The 17064-nt window shown below is 63.9% G+C and carries 18 protein-coding genes; 7 read left to right on the plus strand and 11 right to left on the minus strand.

All coding sequences use genetic code 11. The features are described from left to right. Positions 1 to 60: 60 nt before the first annotated feature. Positions 61 to 444 carry a DUF1236 domain-containing protein gene (locus FXB40_RS20740; protein ID WP_148774030.1) on the plus strand — a complete coding sequence of 128 codons (384 nt, stop codon included), beginning with the start codon at positions 61 to 63 and terminating at the stop codon, positions 442 to 444. Positions 445 to 519: 75 nt separating this feature from the next. Here the strand turns inward: FXB40_RS20740 and FXB40_RS20745 are convergent, their stop codons facing one another. Together FXB40_RS20745 and FXB40_RS20750 are read right to left on the minus strand one after the other, a co-directional pair. Beyond that, on the minus strand, positions 520 to 1116 hold the full coding sequence (locus tag FXB40_RS20745; protein ID WP_187437015.1) for a thiamine pyrophosphate-dependent enzyme: 597 nt from the start codon (positions 1114 to 1116) through the stop codon (positions 520 to 522). 8 nt (positions 1117 to 1124) lie between these two features. Further along, positions 1125 to 1691 (minus strand): thiamine pyrophosphate-binding protein, encoded by a 567-nt coding sequence (locus FXB40_RS20750; protein ID WP_148774032.1) that lies wholly within the window; start codon positions 1689 to 1691, stop codon positions 1125 to 1127. Between the two features lie 255 nt (positions 1692 to 1946). Here FXB40_RS20750 and FXB40_RS20755 point away from each other — a divergent pair, with 255 nt between their 5' ends. Beyond that, positions 1947 to 2996 (plus strand): hydroxyacid dehydrogenase, encoded by a 1050-nt coding sequence (locus tag FXB40_RS20755; protein WP_148774033.1) that lies wholly within the window; start codon positions 1947 to 1949, stop codon positions 2994 to 2996. A 28-nt stretch (positions 2997 to 3024) separates the two neighbouring features. On the opposite strand, the gene FXB40_RS49230 is transcribed toward FXB40_RS20755, so the two are convergent. Then, positions 3025 to 3249, minus strand: coding sequence for a hypothetical protein (locus FXB40_RS49230; protein WP_246207784.1), 225 nt, complete (start codon positions 3247 to 3249; stop codon positions 3025 to 3027). Between FXB40_RS49230 and FXB40_RS20760 the strand changes: the two genes are divergently transcribed. Both FXB40_RS20760 and FXB40_RS48005 read left to right on the plus strand, forming a co-directional pair. Further along, positions 3149 to 3547, plus strand: a complete 399-nt coding sequence (locus FXB40_RS20760; protein WP_246207777.1) for a flagellar basal body rod protein FlgC — start codon at positions 3149 to 3151, stop codon at positions 3545 to 3547. The genes FXB40_RS49230 and FXB40_RS20760 overlap by 101 nt on opposite strands. Positions 3548 to 3651: 104 nt before the next feature. Continuing rightward, on the plus strand, positions 3652 to 3864 hold the full coding sequence (locus FXB40_RS48005) for a hypothetical protein (protein ID WP_187437016.1): 213 nt from the start codon (positions 3652 to 3654) through the stop codon (positions 3862 to 3864). A 3-nt stretch (positions 3865 to 3867) separates the two neighbouring features. Here the strand turns inward: FXB40_RS48005 and FXB40_RS20770 are convergent, their stop codons facing one another. From FXB40_RS20770 to FXB40_RS20785, 4 genes are all read right to left on the minus strand, one after another. Further along, a complete protein-coding gene (locus FXB40_RS20770) occupies positions 3868 to 4446 on the minus strand; it encodes a GNAT family N-acetyltransferase (RefSeq protein WP_148774035.1) in 579 nt (192 codons plus the stop codon). 6 nt (positions 4447 to 4452) lie between these two features. Further along, a complete protein-coding gene (locus FXB40_RS20775; protein WP_148774036.1) occupies positions 4453 to 6810 on the minus strand; it encodes an Orn/Lys/Arg family decarboxylase in 2358 nt (785 codons plus the stop codon). A gap of 84 nt (positions 6811 to 6894) precedes the next feature. Further along, positions 6895 to 8082, minus strand: coding sequence for a cupin domain-containing protein (locus FXB40_RS20780; RefSeq protein WP_148774037.1), 1188 nt, complete (start codon positions 8080 to 8082; stop codon positions 6895 to 6897). A gap of 200 nt (positions 8083 to 8282) precedes the next feature. Beyond that, positions 8283 to 8762, minus strand: coding sequence for an Lrp/AsnC family transcriptional regulator (locus FXB40_RS20785; RefSeq protein WP_187437017.1), 480 nt, complete (start codon positions 8760 to 8762; stop codon positions 8283 to 8285). Positions 8763 to 8895: 133 nt separating this feature from the next. On the opposite strand from FXB40_RS20785, the gene ald reads away from it, so the two are divergent. Next, the gene (gene ald, locus FXB40_RS20790) at positions 8896 to 10011 is read left to right on the plus strand and encodes an alanine dehydrogenase (protein ID WP_148774039.1); all 1116 of its coding nucleotides are present in this window, start codon (positions 8896 to 8898) and stop codon (positions 10009 to 10011) included. A gap of 11 nt (positions 10012 to 10022) precedes the next feature. Here ald and FXB40_RS20795 read toward each other — a convergent pair whose 3' ends face one another. Continuing rightward, entirely contained in the window at positions 10023 to 11933 is a 1911-nt protein-coding gene (locus tag FXB40_RS20795) for a flavin-containing monooxygenase (protein ID WP_148774040.1), read from the minus strand. A gap of 280 nt (positions 11934 to 12213) precedes the next feature. On the opposite strand from FXB40_RS20795, the gene FXB40_RS20800 reads away from it, so the two are divergent. After that, positions 12214 to 12432, plus strand: coding sequence for a hypothetical protein (locus tag FXB40_RS20800; protein WP_148774041.1), 219 nt, complete (start codon positions 12214 to 12216; stop codon positions 12430 to 12432). 111 nt (positions 12433 to 12543) lie between these two features. Continuing rightward, positions 12544 to 13602, plus strand: coding sequence for a YeiH family protein (locus FXB40_RS20805; RefSeq protein WP_148774042.1), 1059 nt, complete (start codon positions 12544 to 12546; stop codon positions 13600 to 13602). Between the two features lie 138 nt (positions 13603 to 13740). Here FXB40_RS20805 and FXB40_RS20810 read toward each other — a convergent pair whose 3' ends face one another. Genes FXB40_RS20810 through FXB40_RS20820 form a run of 3 tightly spaced genes read right to left on the minus strand, consistent with a single transcriptional unit; the run spans position 13741 to position 16939 of the window. After that, on the minus strand, positions 13741 to 14613 hold the full coding sequence (locus FXB40_RS20810) for an ABC transporter ATP-binding protein (RefSeq protein ID WP_187437018.1): 873 nt from the start codon (positions 14611 to 14613) through the stop codon (positions 13741 to 13743). Next, positions 14610 to 15521, minus strand: a complete 912-nt coding sequence (locus FXB40_RS20815) for an ABC transporter permease (protein WP_148774044.1) — start codon at positions 15519 to 15521, stop codon at positions 14610 to 14612. Before FXB40_RS20815 ends, FXB40_RS20810 begins: the two co-directional genes overlap by 4 nt. Beyond that, positions 15518 to 16939 (minus strand): ABC transporter substrate-binding protein, encoded by a 1422-nt coding sequence (locus FXB40_RS20820; protein WP_187437019.1) that lies wholly within the window; start codon positions 16937 to 16939, stop codon positions 15518 to 15520. The genes FXB40_RS20815 and FXB40_RS20820 overlap by 4 nt, the downstream gene beginning before the upstream one ends. Positions 16940 to 17064 lie beyond the last annotated feature (125 nt).

Here is a 17064-nt window from a genome sequence, read left to right on the forward strand (position 1 = left end):
CGGAACAATGCTCCGGCCCCGCGGTTGAAGGCGCATCAACAAACACTGGAGAGTGTGGACATGAAGACCCGTCTTGCGATTTCGTTGGTTGCCGCGTCGCTGCTCGCGTCGAGTGCAGCCTTTGCCCAGTCGACGACCGAAGAGGGCGCCAGGAACGGTGCGCGCGCGGGCGGCGACGTCGGCGGTCCGGTCGGTGCGATGGTCGGCGGCACCGTCGGTGCTGCGGTTGGCGCGGGACTGGAAATTCCGAATGCGATCCTCGGCGGCATCCCGCGCGATGATTCCGTCGTGGTTCAGGAGCGCGTCGTGGTCGGCGAGCCGCTGCCCCCGACCGTGGTGCTGCGCCCCGTGCCGAACTACACCGAGTACCGCTATGCGGTCGTGAACGATCGCCGCGTGATCGTCGAGCCGCGCACGCGCCGCGTCGTCAAGATCATCGACTGATCGGCGCATCAGCGACTGGAATATAGGGCCCCGCGGAGTGACGCTTCGCGGGGCTCTGTCGTCGATGATTGGACGTTAGAGCGGCTCGCGGACACCGAGGCCGTGCATGAAGCGCTCGCGGATCTGCACGGGATCCCTGCGGGTGGTGCCAACGCCGGGCTTGTCGTCGATGCGCAGCGCGATCAGGCTGGGCTCGTCAGCCGACATGGCCTCGTCGACCAGCCGTTCGAAATCCGCCTCGTCCGCGGCCCAGGCGCTGTTGGTGAGCCCCGAGGCCAAGGCGATGGCGACGAGGTCGGCGACACCGGCGGCCGGCGTCGGCTGCGCGCCGGTGATCTGGTAGATGCCGTTGTCCATCACGATCATGATCAGGTTTTTCGGCTTCAGCGCGGCGATGGTTGACAGCGCGCCGAGCTGCATCAATAGCGAGCCGTCGCCCTCCAGCGCAAAGACGCGACGGTCGGGCTGCGCCAGCGCCACGCCAAGGGCGATCGGGAAGGCGAGCCCCATGCTGCCGAGCATGTAAAAATTCTGCGGGCGGTGGCCGGCGGCCCAGAGGTCGAAATTGGTATTGCCGATGCCGCCGATCACCGCTTCCTCATGCTTGAGTTTTGCGATCAGGCGCTTCGTCACATCGAACCGGTTCATCACCTTGGTGTTGCGCGTATCCATAGCGGGGCTCACTTGTCGAAGGTCTTGCCGCCGGTGAGCAGCGGGTTGAGGATCAGCGCCACCGGCGCCTGCGTGGTGACGGCCTGCTTGATCGAGCGGTCGGTGATGAATTCGAGCTCGTCGAGCCGGGTGATGGTGTGGTGCTCCAGCGCCAGCGAATCCAGTACCGGGCGCATGGTGCGGCAGACTAGCGACTGGCCGTAATTGAACTCACCCAGCGTGCCGCGCTCGGAGACGAACATGATCAGCGGGATCTGGTAAGGCACCGCGAGCGAGGCGAGCGTGTTGGCGAGCGTTGCAAAGCCCGAGGTCTGCATCAGCACCGCGCCGCGCCGTCCGCCCATCCAGGCGCCCGAGACGATGCCGACGGCCTCTTCCTCGCGGGCGGTCGCAAAGGTCGTGAAGAAGGGATCGGCGTGCAAATTCTTGATCAGCGGGGTCAGCACCCGGTCGGGCACGTAGGGGATGAGACTGATCTCGTTCCGCTTCAGGGTTTGCAGGACGATGCTGTGCCAGCTTCCGTCGCCGGACCCCGGTCCCGCCTGGGACGAGGTCTGCTGTTCCGCAATCGCCATCGCGTTCTCCCTTGTGCCGCGCAGGTTTCTTGGTCTTGACCATTGTCTTGGTCTTCGCGGCGGTCCGCCGAAACTTGACGGAGCGGGCAGGATTGTCAACATGCCCGGGCCGGCACCGTGATCTGCGCCAGACGGCCTGCCAAGGCCGGCACCGCCATGTCATAAGCGGGACAATGAGAAAACGGAGGGACGCAGGAACGGGGCGCGTATTGCGCTGACCTTGCGGGTCTCCATGAGAGAGCCGGAAGGGTCCTGATGTCGGTCAACAGCAAGCGCGTCTTCTATGTCAAATACCTGGCCAACCCGATCTACATCGACATCCTGAAGGCACGGCCCGACGTCCGGCTCGACCGCATCGAGAACGACAGTCCCGAGGATTTTTACGCGCCGATCCTGAGCGCGGCCCATGTCTACCAGATCGGCGCCGCCCGCGACGAGCTGGCGCCGCATTTCCATGTCGACGCTGCCTTCCTGAAGCGCACGCCGAACCTGCTGCTGGTCTCGAGCAACGGCGCAGGCTTCGACCCCGTCGACGTCGAGGCCTGCACGGATGCGGGCGTGCTGGTCGTCAACCAGTCCGGCGGCAATGCCCATTCGGTGGCCGAGCACGCGCTGGCGATGATGCTGACCTTGTCCAAGCGGATCATCCAGTCCGACCGCCGCTTGCGCCGTGAGCCCAATGTCAACCGCAACGAGCTTGTCGGCAACGAGGTCGAGCACAAGACCGTCGGCATCATTGGGCTGGGCAATGTCGGCCGCCGCATCGCCGCACTTTGCAAGGGCCTGCTCGGCATGAAGGTACTGGCTTACGATCCCAACCTCACGGCCGAAGTGATGGCCGAGCGGGGCGGCGAGAAGGTCGAGCTCGACGAGCTGCTGCGCCGCGCCGATTTTGTCTCGATCTCCTGTCCGCTCGACAAGCGCAGCCGCAACATGATCAGCGTTCGCGAGTTCGGCCTGATGCAGCCGCACGCCTATTTCATCACCACGGCGCGCGGCTTCATCCACGACGAGGATGCTCTGCTCCAGGCGTTGCGCGACAAGCGCATCGCGGGCGCCGGCCTTGACGTCTGGTCCAAGGAGCCACCGCCGCCGGAGCATCCGCTGCTGCAGTTCGACAATGTGTTGGCGAGCCCGCACACGGCCGGCGTCACGATCGAGGCACGCCAGAACATGGGCCGCATCGCTGCCGAGCAGGTGCTGGGGACGCTCGACGGCAAAAGGCCGCCGCGCATCATCAATCCCGAAGTCTGGCCTGTCTATGCCGAGCGCTTCAAGCAGGCCTTTGGCGTGACGCCAGGGTAGGGCGCGCGCCAGTCATTGGTTACCACGATCAAAATACAAAGCCGCGCATCTTATCGATGGTGTGAATGAACGCGTATGACTTGTCCTGTAAATCAGGTTCCATGAGCATACTTTCGATTGCGACATCCGGACTTTCTGCTGCGAGCTTGCGCGTGAACGTGGCCGCGAGCAACATCGCCAATGTCAGCACGACCGGCCCGCTACCCGCGTCAGGCGGATCGGGCACATCGGCCGGTGCCGGCAGTTCGAGCACGAGTTCGACTTATCCCGCGGCTTATGTGCCGTTGCGAGTCGATCAGGTCGACCAGTCGAGCGGCTCGACGCCAGGCGGTACGATCGCGACGGTGTCGACCGTTTCGCCGAGCTATACCGCACAATCCGACCCGAGCGCTCCCTTCGCAAACCAGGACGGCCTGGTCGCCGCGCCGAATGTCGATCTCGCCAGCGAGTTCGTTCAACTGGCGGCAGCAAGGTACAGCTTCATTGCCAACGCGAAGGTGATTCAGGCCTATTCCGAAACGACAGAATCGCTGCTCGATATCAAGGCGTGATGGCTGACGGAGGAACCGTCGCCGGCTTTGATCTTCATCAAAATCTCTCTCCCCGGTTCGGGCTAAATGGGATTAGATTGCTGCCGGGGCAGCAGGGAGGTCCCATGTCAACTTATGTCGTCAGGTTCATGAAGGACGTGCTCGGGGAGTACGGTCGGCAGAGCGAGGTCTGTCAGGGCGCGCTCGAGATCGACGCCGCCGACGAGGACGAGGCCAGGGAACGGGCGAAGGCGAGGTTTTGCAAAGACCAGGCGTTGCATCACTGGTCGCTGCATGCCGATCGCATCCACGTCAGAGCGGCTGACTTTCCCTCGTAGGGCCTAGCGCCCCTGCGCGGCGACCGGCGGCGGCGCGGTGACGCCCGCGCCGAGCGAACGCTGCACCATGGCGGTATCGGACCAGCGGCCGTGCCGATAGGCAACGCCGCAGAGCAGGCCGACGCGCGAAAATCCAAACTTCTCGTGCAGCGCCAGCGAGGGGGCGTTGTCGGCGTCAATATAGCCAATCATCTGACGGAAGCCGGCCGCGGCACACGCGTCGATTAGCTCCTGAAGCAGCAACCGTCCGACGCCGCGGCCGAGATGCTCGTGGTGGACGTAGATCGAGTGTTTGGCTGTGTAGCGATAGGCCGGGCGCTTGCGAAACAGCACCGCATAGGCATAGCCGACGACCTCGCCGCGATAGGTTGCGACCAGATGCGGCAGGCGGGTCTGCTTCAAATTCTTGCGCCGGTCGCGTAGATCGTCGGGCTCGGGCGCGCCGGTTCCCTCGACATCGCGCGACACGCCATTGCGGACGTGGTGGCGATAGATCGCCAGCATCGCCTCGATATCGCTCTCGCGTGACGGCCGGATCAGGACCGGCTCGTCATCGGGGCGTGCAATCGCTGTTTCGTTCATCGGTGCCTACTCGGCAACCACGTAGGTATAGAGTCCGATGTGGCCGCGCGCATCGACCTCCTTGTAGACGCCCTGGATTTCGACATCGAAGCCTGGAAACGTATTGAAGCAGGTCTCGAACATCTTGAGATAATCCACCATAGGCTTGGCCCGTTCCGTGAGCCGCTCGCCGGGCACGATGGTGGCGATGCCGGGCGGATAGACCACGAAGGGCGTGGTGGCGATGCGGCCGGCGATCGCTTCGATCGGCAGATAGTCGACGTCGTTCTTGAACAGGAAGCGCGCGGCATCGCGCGGCGACATGGCGATCTCAGGCATGTGCTCCGGCATGAACTGCCGCGCCTGGAGCGCGCTGACATCGGCGGCGCGGAAGAAGCGGTGCATCTCGCCGCAGAGATCGCGCAGCCGCACGCCGGCGTAGCGCGCCTGCCGCCGCTGGTAGAATTCCGGGATCGCGTCGGCCAGCAGCGCATTGTCGTCGTGCAGTCGCTTGAAGGCGACGAGGCCGGAGATCAGTGTGCCGGCCTTGCTCGCCTCGACGCCCGGCGTCAGCAGGAAGAGCAGGGAGTTGAGGTCGTTCTTTTCAGGGACGATACGGTTTTCGCGCAGATATTGCGCGACGACCGGGGCGGGGATGCCGTGCTCGGCATAGGCGCCGGTGGCGCGGTCGAAGCCGGGGGTGAGCAGCGTCAGCTTGTTCGGATCGGTCATGGCAAAGCCCTCGGCCATGCCGGCGAAGCCGTGCCAGTTGCCGTCGGGGCCGAGCTGCCAGAGCGCGGGATTGGTGGCGAGTTCGTCGGTCGACAGCGTCTCCCAGGCAACATTGTGCGCGGTGCCGGGGCGGCTGACGTCGGGGATGGCGACGCGATCGGGCACGAACGGCTCGAAGAACCAGCGCCGGTCTGCGTTCTGTTCCTTCTCCTCGAACTCCCGGCGCATCGCGCGGATCTTCTTCCGCAGCTCGATGCCGAGCCGGATCGTGTCGTCCCACAACACTTCGCCCGAGCGCCCCTTCATCATCTGCGCGCCGACATCCAGTGATGCGAAGAGGGGATAGAAGGGAGAGGTTGATGCGTGCTGCATAAAACTTTCGTTGAAGCGGCGGTGCTCGACGCGCCGTTTCTGACCACGGATGTGACGATCCTTAATGTGGATTTGGGATGCCTGCGAAAAGCTCGCGAGCTGCTTGTGGGTCGACTGCGTCGCGATGATGCCCGGCGCTTCCGGGGGAAGGTTAGCGAGACCCATGGCGAAACGGCCGGCATAGAGCGGGTGGAACTTCATGAAGCCGGCCCAGGCCTCGTCGAACAGGATGTATTCGCAGAGATGGCCGATGCGCTTCAGGATCATCTCGGCATTGTGGATCGTGCCGTCATAGGTGCACTGCTCGACCACGGCGACGCGGAACGGCCGCTCCTTGCGCCAGGCGTCCTTGTCCGTGACCAGGGGATGATTGCGGATCGCCTCGCGCAGGGCCTTCTCGTCCAGCACGTCCCAGCGCATCGGGCCGATCAGGCCCCAGGCATTGCGGATCGTCGGGACATAGACCGGGATGCCGCCATTGATCATCAGCGCGCCGTGATGGGCGGCCTTGTGGTTGTTGCGGTCGAACAGCACGAGGTCGCCGTCGGTGACGAGCGCGCCGAGCGCGACCTTGTTCGAGGTCGAGGTGCCGTTGAGCACGAAATAGGTCTTTTCAGCGCCGAAGATCGCTGCCGCCTCCTTCTGCGCCTTCAGCGCCGGCCCCTCATGGGTGAGGAGGTCGCCGAGGTCGAGCACGGAATTGTCGAGGTCGTCGCGGAACACGGACTCGCCGAGATGCTCGACGAAGACCCGGCCGATCGGGCTGCGGTTGTAGAACACGCCGCCATTGTGGCCCGGACAGGTCCAGAGCTGGTTGCCTTCCTCGGCGTAATCGACCAGCGCGCCGAAGAACGGCGTCTTCAGCGTCTCGGCATATTGCTTGAGCCGGCTGATCAAATTCTTGGCGATGAAGGTCGGCGTCTCCTCGGAGAGGAAGACGTAGCCGTCGATGAAGTCGAGGACCTCGACCGGAAGGTCCTCGAATCGCTTGCGCCGGATCAGCAGGATGATCGGGAAGTCGAGGCCGCGGCGACGCATCAGATTGATCAGTGCCGAGGTCTTGCCCTCAAGCCCCTTCTTACCCCAGTCCACCACCATGCAACCGATCGCCGCATCGGTCTGCACCGCGATTTCGGCGTCCTCCAGCTTGCGGGCCCGGACCACCTCGAAGCCCGAGCGCTGGATCTCCTCGATGATCTGGCTGAAGCGGATGCCCTCGAGGTCATCGGCGTCGAATACTGGTGCGGCGAACAGGAAGTTGAAGCGCTTGAAATAGTCCATGGCATGTCCCGAATGTGCAGAGACGGACAGGTCTCTGCACATTCGATGACAGTTCTATGACAGCATTCGGGTCTGAAGGAGCGCTCAGCTCGCGGTGGCGATGATCATGCGCTTTCGCCCGAAATTTGCCACCGCCGTCTCCGGAACACCGAAATTATTGGCAAGCAGATGCCGGGGCGCCTTCGCCAGCCAATCGGTCAGGCTGCTTTCGCGATATGCGCCGCTGTCGAGTACGCCAACCATCTCGGCGTCCTCTTTGCCGACATTCTCGATCGAGTGGCCGCAATTGCGCGGGATATAGGCGCAGTCCCCGGGCGAAAGCTCGGCGACGGCGACACGCTTGTCGAATGCGAACAGTGTCACGCGCGTGCGTCCCTTCAGCACGTAGTGCCACTCGTTGGCATCGGTATGCCAGTGTGGTTCGTGCATCGCGCCGGGCTTGAGCTTGAGGACCAGCCCGGTCATCCCGCTCGAGACCGGAAATTCCTTGGCGGAGGCCACATAGAGTGCGCCGCCGGGCGTGCTTACCTTCGGCTTCTGCGACATCAGCGGGAAGCGGTGCGTCCGATCGCGATCCAGCGGGCGGGCAATTTTGGCCTGCGGCCCGTCAAGTGCCAGCACCTCGCCCTGCATGATGTAGGTTTCGGCCTTCGGATTGGCGTTGAATATCTCCGTGGAGACGCCCAGCGCCTGCGATAGGGCCGGGGCGTCGTAGCGGCTCATCCAGTCGCTGATCCCGAACGTGCCGTGTTCGGAGTAGAGTCCGTCATCGAAGGCGAGGACGGCGTGACAGGCCGAGGGCCCCAGCGTCTGGATGGCGTGGCTGTGGCCTGTCGGAAAATACCAGAGATCGCCGGGCCCCAGGTTGGCGACCTCGAGCTGGCCGTCGGGGTCGACCACCGTCACCTGGCAGTGGCCGTCGACGACGTAGGCCCACTCGGCCGAATTGTGCCAGTGCATCTCGCGGGCGCCGCCCGCGTTGATGTAGAGATGGGCGCCGGCGATGCCGGTCGCGAGCGGAAGGCCCCGGGCTGTGACCTCGCGCGCCCAGCCTCCTGATGTCGCCTTGATCGGCCCCTTGTCCAGCGACGCCGTGAACACAACGGGATCGCCGGATTTCCGCGGAATGGTCTTGAGGAATTCCGACGCCGGAGCGACGTCGTACCCGGCGGCATGCCCGTCGGGCGCTGCGAGCGCGGATTTGGCGGCGCCCAGGACGCCGGCACCGAACGCAATGGATTGAATGAAGATACGGCGGTTGGATTTAAACATCGAAGACCCCGAAATCAGATGGTTGTATGAATGGAACCGCGACGCCGGCTACGTCGCGTCCTCTTCATGTGGGTCTGATGAACACCCCATCGCGCCTCAACCGTTCGGCTGAACGGCACCTCAAATATCATTGATGAGGAAATGAAGGTGGCTTGTGAATCACGCGCTTGACACCGCGTTGCGGCGCGCGGTCGATCTGATCAGCGCTTCGTCTCGCCGAACACCACGGTCGGCACCGCGCGATTGACGACCTCGCGCAGTGCGAAGCTCGATTGCACGCGCGCGACACGCGGCAGGCGCGACAGTTCGGTGCGGTGGATGCGCTCGAAATCCTGGATGTCGCGGGCGAGCACGATCAGGATGTAGTCGTCGGTGCCCGACATCAGGAAGCAGCGCACGACGGAGGGGCACTTCACGACCTCCGCCTCGAACGCCTTCAGCGCCTCGTCGCTCTGGCTCTCCAGCGCAATGCGCACCAGCACCGTGGTGGTGAGGCCGAACTGCGCCAGATCGAGCGCGGCCTGGTAGGCCTGGATGTAGCCGTCATCCTCGAGCGTCTTCTGCCGCCGCGCCAGCGCCGTGCTGGAGAGGCCGACCTTGTTGGCGAGCTCGGTGTGGCTGGCGCGCGCATTGGTCGTGAGTTCCGCGAGAATGGCGAGATCTTTCCGGTCGAGGGCCAAGGTTTCGTTTCCAGCGTGAAAGGGCGTCTGCGCGCCGGAAACCGGCGCGGGAAGGCCAAAGCTAGCGGATATTTGCACGAAACCAAACTGCCCGCGTCGCTACGATCGCGGGGTGAATCAAAAGGAGCCCAAGATGCGTGTCGGTGTGCCCAAGGAGATCAAGGTCCAGGAATATCGCGTCGGTCTCACCCCGGGCGCTGTCCGCGAATATGTCGCCGCTGGGCATCAGGTCACGGTCGAGACCGGCGCCGGCAGCGGCATCGGCGCGTCCGACGAGGTGTACGAGCGGGCAGGGGCCTCCATTGCCGCGAGCGCGCGCGACATCTTCGCCAAGTCCGACATGATCGTGAAGGTGAAGGAGCCGCAGAAAAGCGAATGGGCCCAGCTTCGTGAAAGCCAGATCCTCTTTACTTACCTCCATCTCGCGCCGGATCCCGAACAGGCCAAGGGCCTGCTCGCGTCCGGTTGCACTGCGATCGCCTATGAAACCGTCACCGACGCGGCTGGTCACCTCCCCCTGCTTGCGCCGATGAGCGAAGTCGCCGGCCGCCTCGCCATCGAGGCCGCCGGCGCCGCGCTCAAGCGATCGGCCGGCGGTCGCGGGCTGTTGCTGGGCGGCGTGCCCGGCGTGCAGCCGGCGCGCGTCGTTGTTCTCGGCGGCGGCGTGGTGGGAACGCAGGCCGCGCGGATGGCCGCAGGCCTTGGTGCCGAGGTCACGGTAATCGATCGCTCGATTCCTCGTCTTCGCGAGCTGGATGATGTCTTTCTCGGGCGGGTGCGCACCCGTTTCTCGACCATCGAGGCGGTCGAGGAGGAGGTGTTTTCCGCCGACGTCGTGATCGGCGCGGTGCTGGTGCCCGGCGCCAGCGCGCCAAAACTCGTCACAAGGGCAATGCTGAAATCGATGCGGCCGGGTGCCGTGCTGGTCGATGTCGCGATCGACCAGGGTGGCTGCTTCGAGACCTCGCATGCGACGACGCACACTGACCCGACCTACGAGGTCGACGGCGTCGTGCACTATTGCGTCGCCAACATGCCGGGCGCGGTGCCGGTGACGTCGAGCCAGGCGTTGAATAATGCGACGCTGCCGTTCGGTCTGATGCTCGCCAACAAGGGCTTTGCCGCAGTGCTGGAAAATCAGCATCTGCGCGACGGGCTCAACGTTCATCGCGGCCGCATCACCAACAAGGCCGTGGCGGAGAGCCTCGGGATGGAGTTTGCGCCTGTCGGGAGTGGGCTCGCGGCGTAGGGTCGCGAGACCTACCCCTTCGTCAGCCTGTACTGCCCCAGATCCGGATCGTGCGTCGTGCGCCAATAGTCCACGAACCGCCACGGCATCGCCGAGAACACGCGGCCGCTCGAGTTGCGGTAGTAGGTGCTCATGCCCGGATGGGTCCAGATCATCCCCTCGTGCTCGGCATCGACCTTGCGCACATAATCATCGAGCACGTCGGGGCGGACGTCGATGGTGGCGATGTCGTGCTCGATCATGTCGGCGAGGCAGGCGGAGATGTAGCGGCTCTGGCATTCGGACTGGAAGATGACGCTGCCGCCATGGGCCGGGCCCGAATTCGGCCCGAGCATGCAGAAGAAATTTGGAAAGTCGGGCACGGTGAGGCCGAGGAACGCGGTCGGATTGTCGTTGGCCCAGGCCTCGCGGAGGTTCTTGCCGTCGCGGCCGCTGATGTTGAGGCGCGCAGCCATCTCCGTCACCTTGAAGCCGGTGGCGACGACGATGATGTCGGCGGGACGGCGGTCTCCGCGGGCGGTGACGATGCCGCTTTCATCAAAATGGTCGATCGCGTCAGTGACGAGCTCGACATTGTCCCGCCTCAAGGTCTTGAACCAGTTGTTGTCGAGCAGGATGCGCTTGCCATAGGGCGGATAGGTCGGCACGCATTTTTCGATCAGGTCGGGCCGGTCCTTCAGTTCGGTCAGGATGAAGTCGGTCAGCTCCTGGCGGTGCCGGTCGTTGCCCTTGTTGACGGCGCGCTCCGGATGCGGCCAGGCCGGGTCCTTGCGCAGGAACGGCAGCAAGCCGTCGCCATAGCGCCAGAACATGTTGAAGCGGTACCACTGCACATAGAACGGCAGATACGCGAGCAGCCAGCGCGCGCCCTCGCTGATCGGGTCGGCATAGCCCTTCACCGGCCGCGCCCATTGCGCGCTGCGCTGATAGACGGTGACCGAGGCGACGCAGCCGGCGATCGCCGGCACCAGCTGCATCGACGTCGCGCCGGTGCCGATCACGGCGACATGCTTGCCGTCGAGCTTGATGCCGTCCGACCACAGTGCCGAGTGCAGGATTGTGCCTTTGAAGTTTTCTTCGCTCTTGAATTGCGCGCGTGAGGGATCGTTGAGCTGGCCGATGGCCGAGACCAGCGCGGTGGATTCGAACGTCTCTTCGCCGCTCTCGGTCTTCAGCGTGGAGATCCAGCGCCGCTTGCCTTCATCCCAGCGCGACGCCGTCAGCTCGGTGTTGACGCGCAGATGCTTGCGGATGCCGTATTCGTCGGCGACCTTCAGGAGATAGCCGAGCAGTTCTTCGCGCTGGCAGAAATAGCGCGTCCATGCGTTGCCCGAGCCGAACGAGTAGGAATAGGAGTGGTTCGGCGTGTCGACGCCGCAACCGGGATAGCGGTTGATCCACCAGGTGCCGCCGAGTTCGGCGTTCTTCTCGACGATGGTGTAGGGAATGCCGAGATGGCCGAGCGCCACGCCAAGAGCGATTGCGCAGACGCCGGCGCCGACGATCAGCACATGTTGTTCGGCGAGCTTCGCGTTCGAAGGACGCGCCGTCCAACGCGCCTCGCGCGCCACAAAGCCCATCTCCTCGCGCATCAGCGGCGCATATTCAGGCGCGACGTTCTCGCCGAGGCACGCCCGCATCATCTTCAGCAGCAGCTCTTCGCCGGGATCGGTGATGACAGGCTTCGGCGTGCCGTCGGCAAACAGCTTGACGACAGCGGCGCGGATTTCGTCCTGGATCTCGCGGGGCACGCCGGCCTCGGGATCGGGAATGAGACGAATGTCGCGCCTGGGCAAATACGGCGGCTCGAGCCAGCGTTCGTCGCCAGTCATGTGCACCAGCACCATCAGCAGGCAGCGGATGTCCGCTTCGGCAATCGCAGAGGCGAGGTCGAGCGGCTGGCGGGGAGATGCGATGTTCATCGTCTTCTTCTGATCTCCGGCGATCCGATGAGTCCGATCCTGGAGGGGCGAACGAAGGAGCTGCGGGCAGGGCACGGTAGTCGACCAGCGCTGGGGCGTCTACGCGGCGCGGCACCGGCCCGCTCCCGTCCCAAATAGGGCGGAAGAAGAAAACTATTGTCTTGTGACCGTCCCGCGGAAGGAGTTTCCCCTCCGGGGGGTAAAAACGCCAATCGCTTCCATTGCCGTTTGGGGCCGAAACGACGACATTCTGTTCAGAATTTGATGGATTGGCATAGCCATGGAACGTACTGGATTTGAGCCCTTCGGCGAGCAGATGGTGTCCGCAACGGACACCCAGCCGCAGTCGCGCGCCGCAAAGCTGGTGTTGCGGGCCGGCACGGGCCTGTTCTGGTCGCTGGTCGCCGCCATCGTGGTGGCGCGCGCGGCTTTCTTCGAGCCGGGCGTCTATGACAGCTTCAGCCACGTGGCTTCGCTCGCCAAGAATCTGCTGTTCTGAGCCGGATTAATCCGGGCTGAGGATAGAACTTCCCTCGGCCCTGATATGCCGAAAACTTATTCCCCAACCCGACCGTCGTGCGTATAAATCTTTCTCCTCTGGGAGAGATTTGTGTCGCAGAATCAAGCATCCAGCCCGGCCGATTCCAAGCCGACCTCCGCCGCAAGCCGCATCCTCGCGCTGATTCCCGGCATTCTCCTCTGCATCGCCGTCGCGGGTGTCTCGGCTCTACTCGAACGGGCCGAACTGGGCGTTTTCGAGCATCCCTATGTCGAAGCGCTGGTGATGGCGATCCTGCTTGGGATGGCCGTGCGCAGCTTCTGGAAGCCGGCGCCGCGCTGGCAGGCCGGCATCGCCTTCAGCGCCAAGCAGCTGCTCGAAGTCGCCGTCATGCTGCTGGGCGCCTCCATCAGCTTTGCCGCGATCGCGGCCTCGGGCATCGCCCTTTTGGCGTCGATCGCGGCCGTCGTCGTGGTGGCCCTTTGCGTCTCCTTCGGTCTTAGCCGTTTGCTTGGCCTGTCGACGCGGCTGTCGATCCTGATTGCCTGCGGCAATTCGATCTGCGGCAATTCTGCCATCGCGGCGGTGGCGCCGATCATCGGCGCCAACAGCGACGAGATCGCATCCTCGATCTCCTTCACCGCCATCCTCGGTGTGATGATGGTGCTGGGCCTGCCGCTGCTGATCCCGCTGTTGCAGTTGACGGCCACGCAATACGGCATCCTCGCCGGCCTGACCGTCTATGCCGTACCGCAGGTGCTCGCGGCGACGGTGCCGGCGGGGCTGATCTCCACGCAGATCGGCACCCTGGTCAAGCTGATGCGCGTGCTGATGCTCGGCCCCGTGGTCGTCGGCCTCTCGCTGGTTGCCTCGCGCTGGCAGACCGGCGGCAAGAAGACCAATGTCGGCTTCTTCCGCCTGGTTCCGTGGTTCATCCTCGGCTTCCTTGCGCTCGCGACCTTGCGCTCGCTCGAGATCGTGCCGGGCACGGTGGTGGCTCCGATCACGCGGATCACAGGCTTCCTCACCGTCGTGTCGATGGCCGCGCTCGGCCTCGGCGTTGACGTGAAGGTGCTTGCCAATGTCGGGGGACGGGTGACGGCTGCGGTAACGCTATCGCTGATGCTGCTGCTGGGGATCAGCATCGCGCTGGTGCATTGGTTTAAGTGAGGGACGGAGGCTGCCGTAGGGTGGGCAAAGGCGCGATAGCGTCGGGCCCACCACCCGGTTTGGCGTGTTACAGATGGTGGGCACGCTTCGCTTTGCCCACCCTACGAGACCGTCGTCCGCGTAAGCGGGGCGAGGTAATCAGATCACATCCGCCAGCGAATGGCCGTGCAGCTCGATGTTGAGCCCCTGCATGCCCATGTCGCTGATCTCGCCGCCCATCGCCTTCAGGCTTTCCTCGCGGATCAGCGACATCAGCCCGCGGCGCAGTGCAAGAAATTCCGACGACATCATCATCGATTGCTGCCGCGGCCGCTCCAGGGGAATCGGGATCTCGGCCTTGATTGAGCCCGGACGCGCGGTCATGCAGTAGACGCGATCGGAGAGGAAGATCGCCTCGTCGATGTCGTGGGTCACGAACAGCACCGAGATCTTCAGCCGCTGCCACATGTTGGTGAGGATCTGCTGCATGATGACCCGGGTCTGCGCGTCGAGCGCGCCGAAGGGCTCGTCCAGCAGCAGCACCTTCGGGCCCGTCGCGAGAGCGCGGACGATGCCGACGCGCTGCTTCATGCCACCGGAGAGCTTTTCCGGATAATGCTTCTCAAAAGCTTCGAGGCCAGCGAGCCCGAGCAGCGTGCGCGCGGCGCGCTCGCGCTGCGAACGCGGCATGCCGCGCATCTTCAGGCCGAACTCGACATTCTCCCGTACCGTCTTCCAGGGAAACAGCGAGTATTGCTGGAACACCATGCCGCGCTCGGCACTGGGGCCGTTCACGCGCTCGCCATCGACGGTGACGATTCCTGTGGTCGGCTTGAGAAAGCCCGCGACCGCATTGAGCAGCGTCGACTTTCCGCAGCCGGAGGGACCGACGATCGAGACGAACTCGCCGGGCTTCACATGAATCTGCGTGTCCATGACCGCCTGAACCGGTCCCTCGATGCTGTCATAGCTGAGGGAGAAGTTTCTGACCTCGATATGGCCTTTCCGTTCGCTCGCCAGAATCTCACTCATCTCGTCGACCTCCACGGCATCACCAGATGTCCCGCGCCCCGGATCAGTACGCTCGATCCGAGCCCGAGCACGCCGATCGCGATCATGCCGAGTGCGATGTCGGGATACTGGACCAGCGAGTAGGCTTCCCAGGTGAAATAGCCGATGCCGTACTGGCCGGAGATCATTTCGGCCGCGATCAGCGACACCCAGGCGACGCCCATGCCGACGGTAAGGCCGGTGAAGATGTGCGGCAGCGATGCCGGAAAATACACCTCGCGGAAGATCGAGCGCTCGCGCGCGCCGAGACATTGCGCGGCGCGCACCAGCACGGGATCGACCAAGGACATCCCGTGCAGCGTGTTGACCAGGATCGGAAAGAACGAGCCGAGGAAGGTGATGAAGACGATGCTCTGCTCGTTGGTCGGCCACAGCATGATCGCCATCGGCACCCAGGCGATCGCTGGGATCGGCCGCAGCACTTCGGCGATCGGGAAGATGATCTCATGCACCAGCTTGAAGCGGCCCATGATCAGGCCGAGCGGCACGCCGACTATCGCCGCCAGCGAAAAGCCGATGAAGATGCGCCGGCAGCTCAGCAAGATGTGCAGGAGGAATTTGGGGTCGTGGATCGCCTTGGTGAAGCTCGCATAGACCGCGAGCGGCGAGGGCACGTTGGTGAAGCGCACGAAGAAAACGACGCGGTAGGTCGTGAGCAGGTGCCAGACCAGCAGGAAGGCGAGCAGCGAGATGATGCCGATCGCGGTCGCGCGCAGCCGGCCCTGATTCAGCCGGTACCAGCGCAGCGCCAGTGTACCGAAGGAGGGCGGTGTTGCGGGTGGCGTGACGGCGGGAGCTGGGCCCGCCTCGGCAAGGGCTGCTGGCATGCTGCTGTCCTCGGACTGTCTGAGGATGGCGGGACTGCTCACGTCTTGCCTCCGCTGACTGCCGCCTTCACCGCGTCGTCGAAGCCGAGCACCTTGCCGCTGATCTTGGCGGCATAGGCCTCCGCGTCCTTCTTGAGCAGGAACGGGGCGACCTCGCCATTGCCGACCGCAAAGAAGGCCTGATCGGCGAACAGCTTGATGCCGCGGGTGGTGTCGAAGACGTAGGCGACATTGATCTTCTTGCCCTTGGCCTTGAAGTCGGCGTAGGCCCCTAACGTGCAGCTCGCCGACGAGAAGGGCAGGATGCCGGCATCATCGACCCAGACCTCGCCGGCCTTGCGCGGATCGGCGATCGGCTTCTTGCAGAATGTGTCTTCCCCGGAGATCTCGTAATTCTTGGTGCTGCCAAGCTGGGCGTCATAGTCGAGCTTCATCTCGGCATAGGCCTTGCGGATGTAGCTGTCGTCGACCCATTTCTTCGGGTCGAACTCCTTCATGCGGCCGAGATTCTGCAGCACCTTGACATCGGCGGTGGCGGCATCGATCAGCGCCGGCTTGACCGTGGGGTCGGTGGTCATGTTGCCGCTGGGACCGAGGAAGATGTAGACGACTTCCTTGTTGATGCCGGTCCATTCCTGGATTTTTTCGGCGGCGAGCTTGGGATTGTCGCGCAGCCACTGGTTGGCCGCGATCAGCGCTTTGAAGTAGGCGACGACGACCTCGGGGTATTTCTCGGCGAAATCGGTGCGGACCACGATGCCGTGGAAGGTCGGCAGATTGGTTTCGACGCCGTCAAAGATCTTTCGCGCGAAGCCGCGGAACGGCAGGAGTTCGGCGAACGGAACGAAGTCGGCATGCGCGTCGATCTTTTTCTCTTGCAGATTGGTCGAGCCGACCTCCGGGCTCTGGCTGACGAGCTGGAAGAAATCGGACGAATAGCCACGGTCCTGCATCGCCTTCAGCACCATGCCGTGCGCGGCGGAGCCGAAGGGCACGCTGACGAGCTTGCCCTTGAGATCGGCGAGATCGTAGTAGGGCGAATCCTTGTGAACGACGATGCCGTTGCCGGAGCCGGACAGGCTGTAGGCCGCGATGCCGATCAGGCGGCTCTTGCTCTCCGGATTGCTGTCGAAGGTGAAGCCGTTCACGATCAGCGGATAGTCGCCCATCATGCCGATCTGCAGCTTGTTCGCCATCATTGCGTTGGTGACAGGCGGACCGGACGTAAAATTCTGCCACTCCAGCTCGAACTTGATGTTGGAATATTTGCCGTCCTTGGGCAGGTATTTTTCAAGGAGATGAAGCTGGCGGATGACGACGCCCGCGGTTACCGTGTTGGTCGTGGTGTCCTGCGTTCCGATGCCGAGGGTAACGGTTTCCGCCGAGGCCGGCTGCGCGAGGAGTAGCGCCAGCGACGTCACCGACATCGCGATCGAGAGCGTGGGAAGATGGCGGACCATTCTCATCCTCATTCGGTTGGATGTGCTGTGGTTGCCATGATTGGGGGAGGGCACCGACAGGGCAAATCCGGAATGACCGCCGCAGTCGATTAGTTGCCGGGAAAAGCCGATTGCATACTCCTTGG

The sequence above is a fragment of the Bradyrhizobium rifense genome (genome assembly GCF_008123425.1).
Classification (GTDB): Bacteria; Pseudomonadota; Alphaproteobacteria; order Rhizobiales; family Xanthobacteraceae; genus Bradyrhizobium; species Bradyrhizobium rifense.

Bases quoted from the DNA above. Each gene is read 5' to 3' on its own strand.
- FXB40_RS20740 (WP_148774030.1), top strand. From the start codon at position 61: ATGAAGACCCGTCTTGCGATTTCGTTGGTTGCCGCGTCGCTGCTCGCG.
- FXB40_RS20745 (WP_187437015.1), bottom strand. From the start codon at position 1,116: ATGGATACGCGCAACACCAAGGTGATGAACCGGTTCGATGTGACGAAG.
- FXB40_RS20750 (WP_148774032.1), bottom strand. From the start codon at position 1,691: ATGGCGATTGCGGAACAGCAGACCTCGTCCCAGGCGGGACCGGGGTCC.
- FXB40_RS20755 (WP_148774033.1), top strand. From the start codon at position 1,947: ATGTCGGTCAACAGCAAGCGCGTCTTCTATGTCAAATACCTGGCCAAC.
- FXB40_RS48005 (WP_187437016.1), top strand. From the start codon at position 3,652: ATGTCAACTTATGTCGTCAGGTTCATGAAGGACGTGCTCGGGGAGTAC.
- FXB40_RS20770 (WP_148774035.1), bottom strand. From the start codon at position 4,446: ATGAACGAAACAGCGATTGCACGCCCCGATGACGAGCCGGTCCTGATC.
- FXB40_RS20775 (WP_148774036.1), bottom strand. From the start codon at position 6,810: ATGGACTATTTCAAGCGCTTCAACTTCCTGTTCGCCGCACCAGTATTC.
- FXB40_RS20780 (WP_148774037.1), bottom strand. From the start codon at position 8,082: ATGTTTAAATCCAACCGCCGTATCTTCATTCAATCCATTGCGTTCGGT.
- ald (WP_148774039.1), top strand. From the start codon at position 8,896: ATGCGTGTCGGTGTGCCCAAGGAGATCAAGGTCCAGGAATATCGCGTC.
- FXB40_RS20795 (WP_148774040.1), bottom strand. From the start codon at position 11,933: ATGAACATCGCATCTCCCCGCCAGCCGCTCGACCTCGCCTCTGCGATT.
- FXB40_RS20800 (WP_148774041.1), top strand. From the start codon at position 12,214: ATGGAACGTACTGGATTTGAGCCCTTCGGCGAGCAGATGGTGTCCGCA.
- FXB40_RS20810 (WP_187437018.1), bottom strand. From the start codon at position 14,613: ATGAGTGAGATTCTGGCGAGCGAACGGAAAGGCCATATCGAGGTCAGA.
- FXB40_RS20820 (WP_187437019.1), bottom strand. From the start codon at position 16,939: ATGGTCCGCCATCTTCCCACGCTCTCGATCGCGATGTCGGTGACGTCG.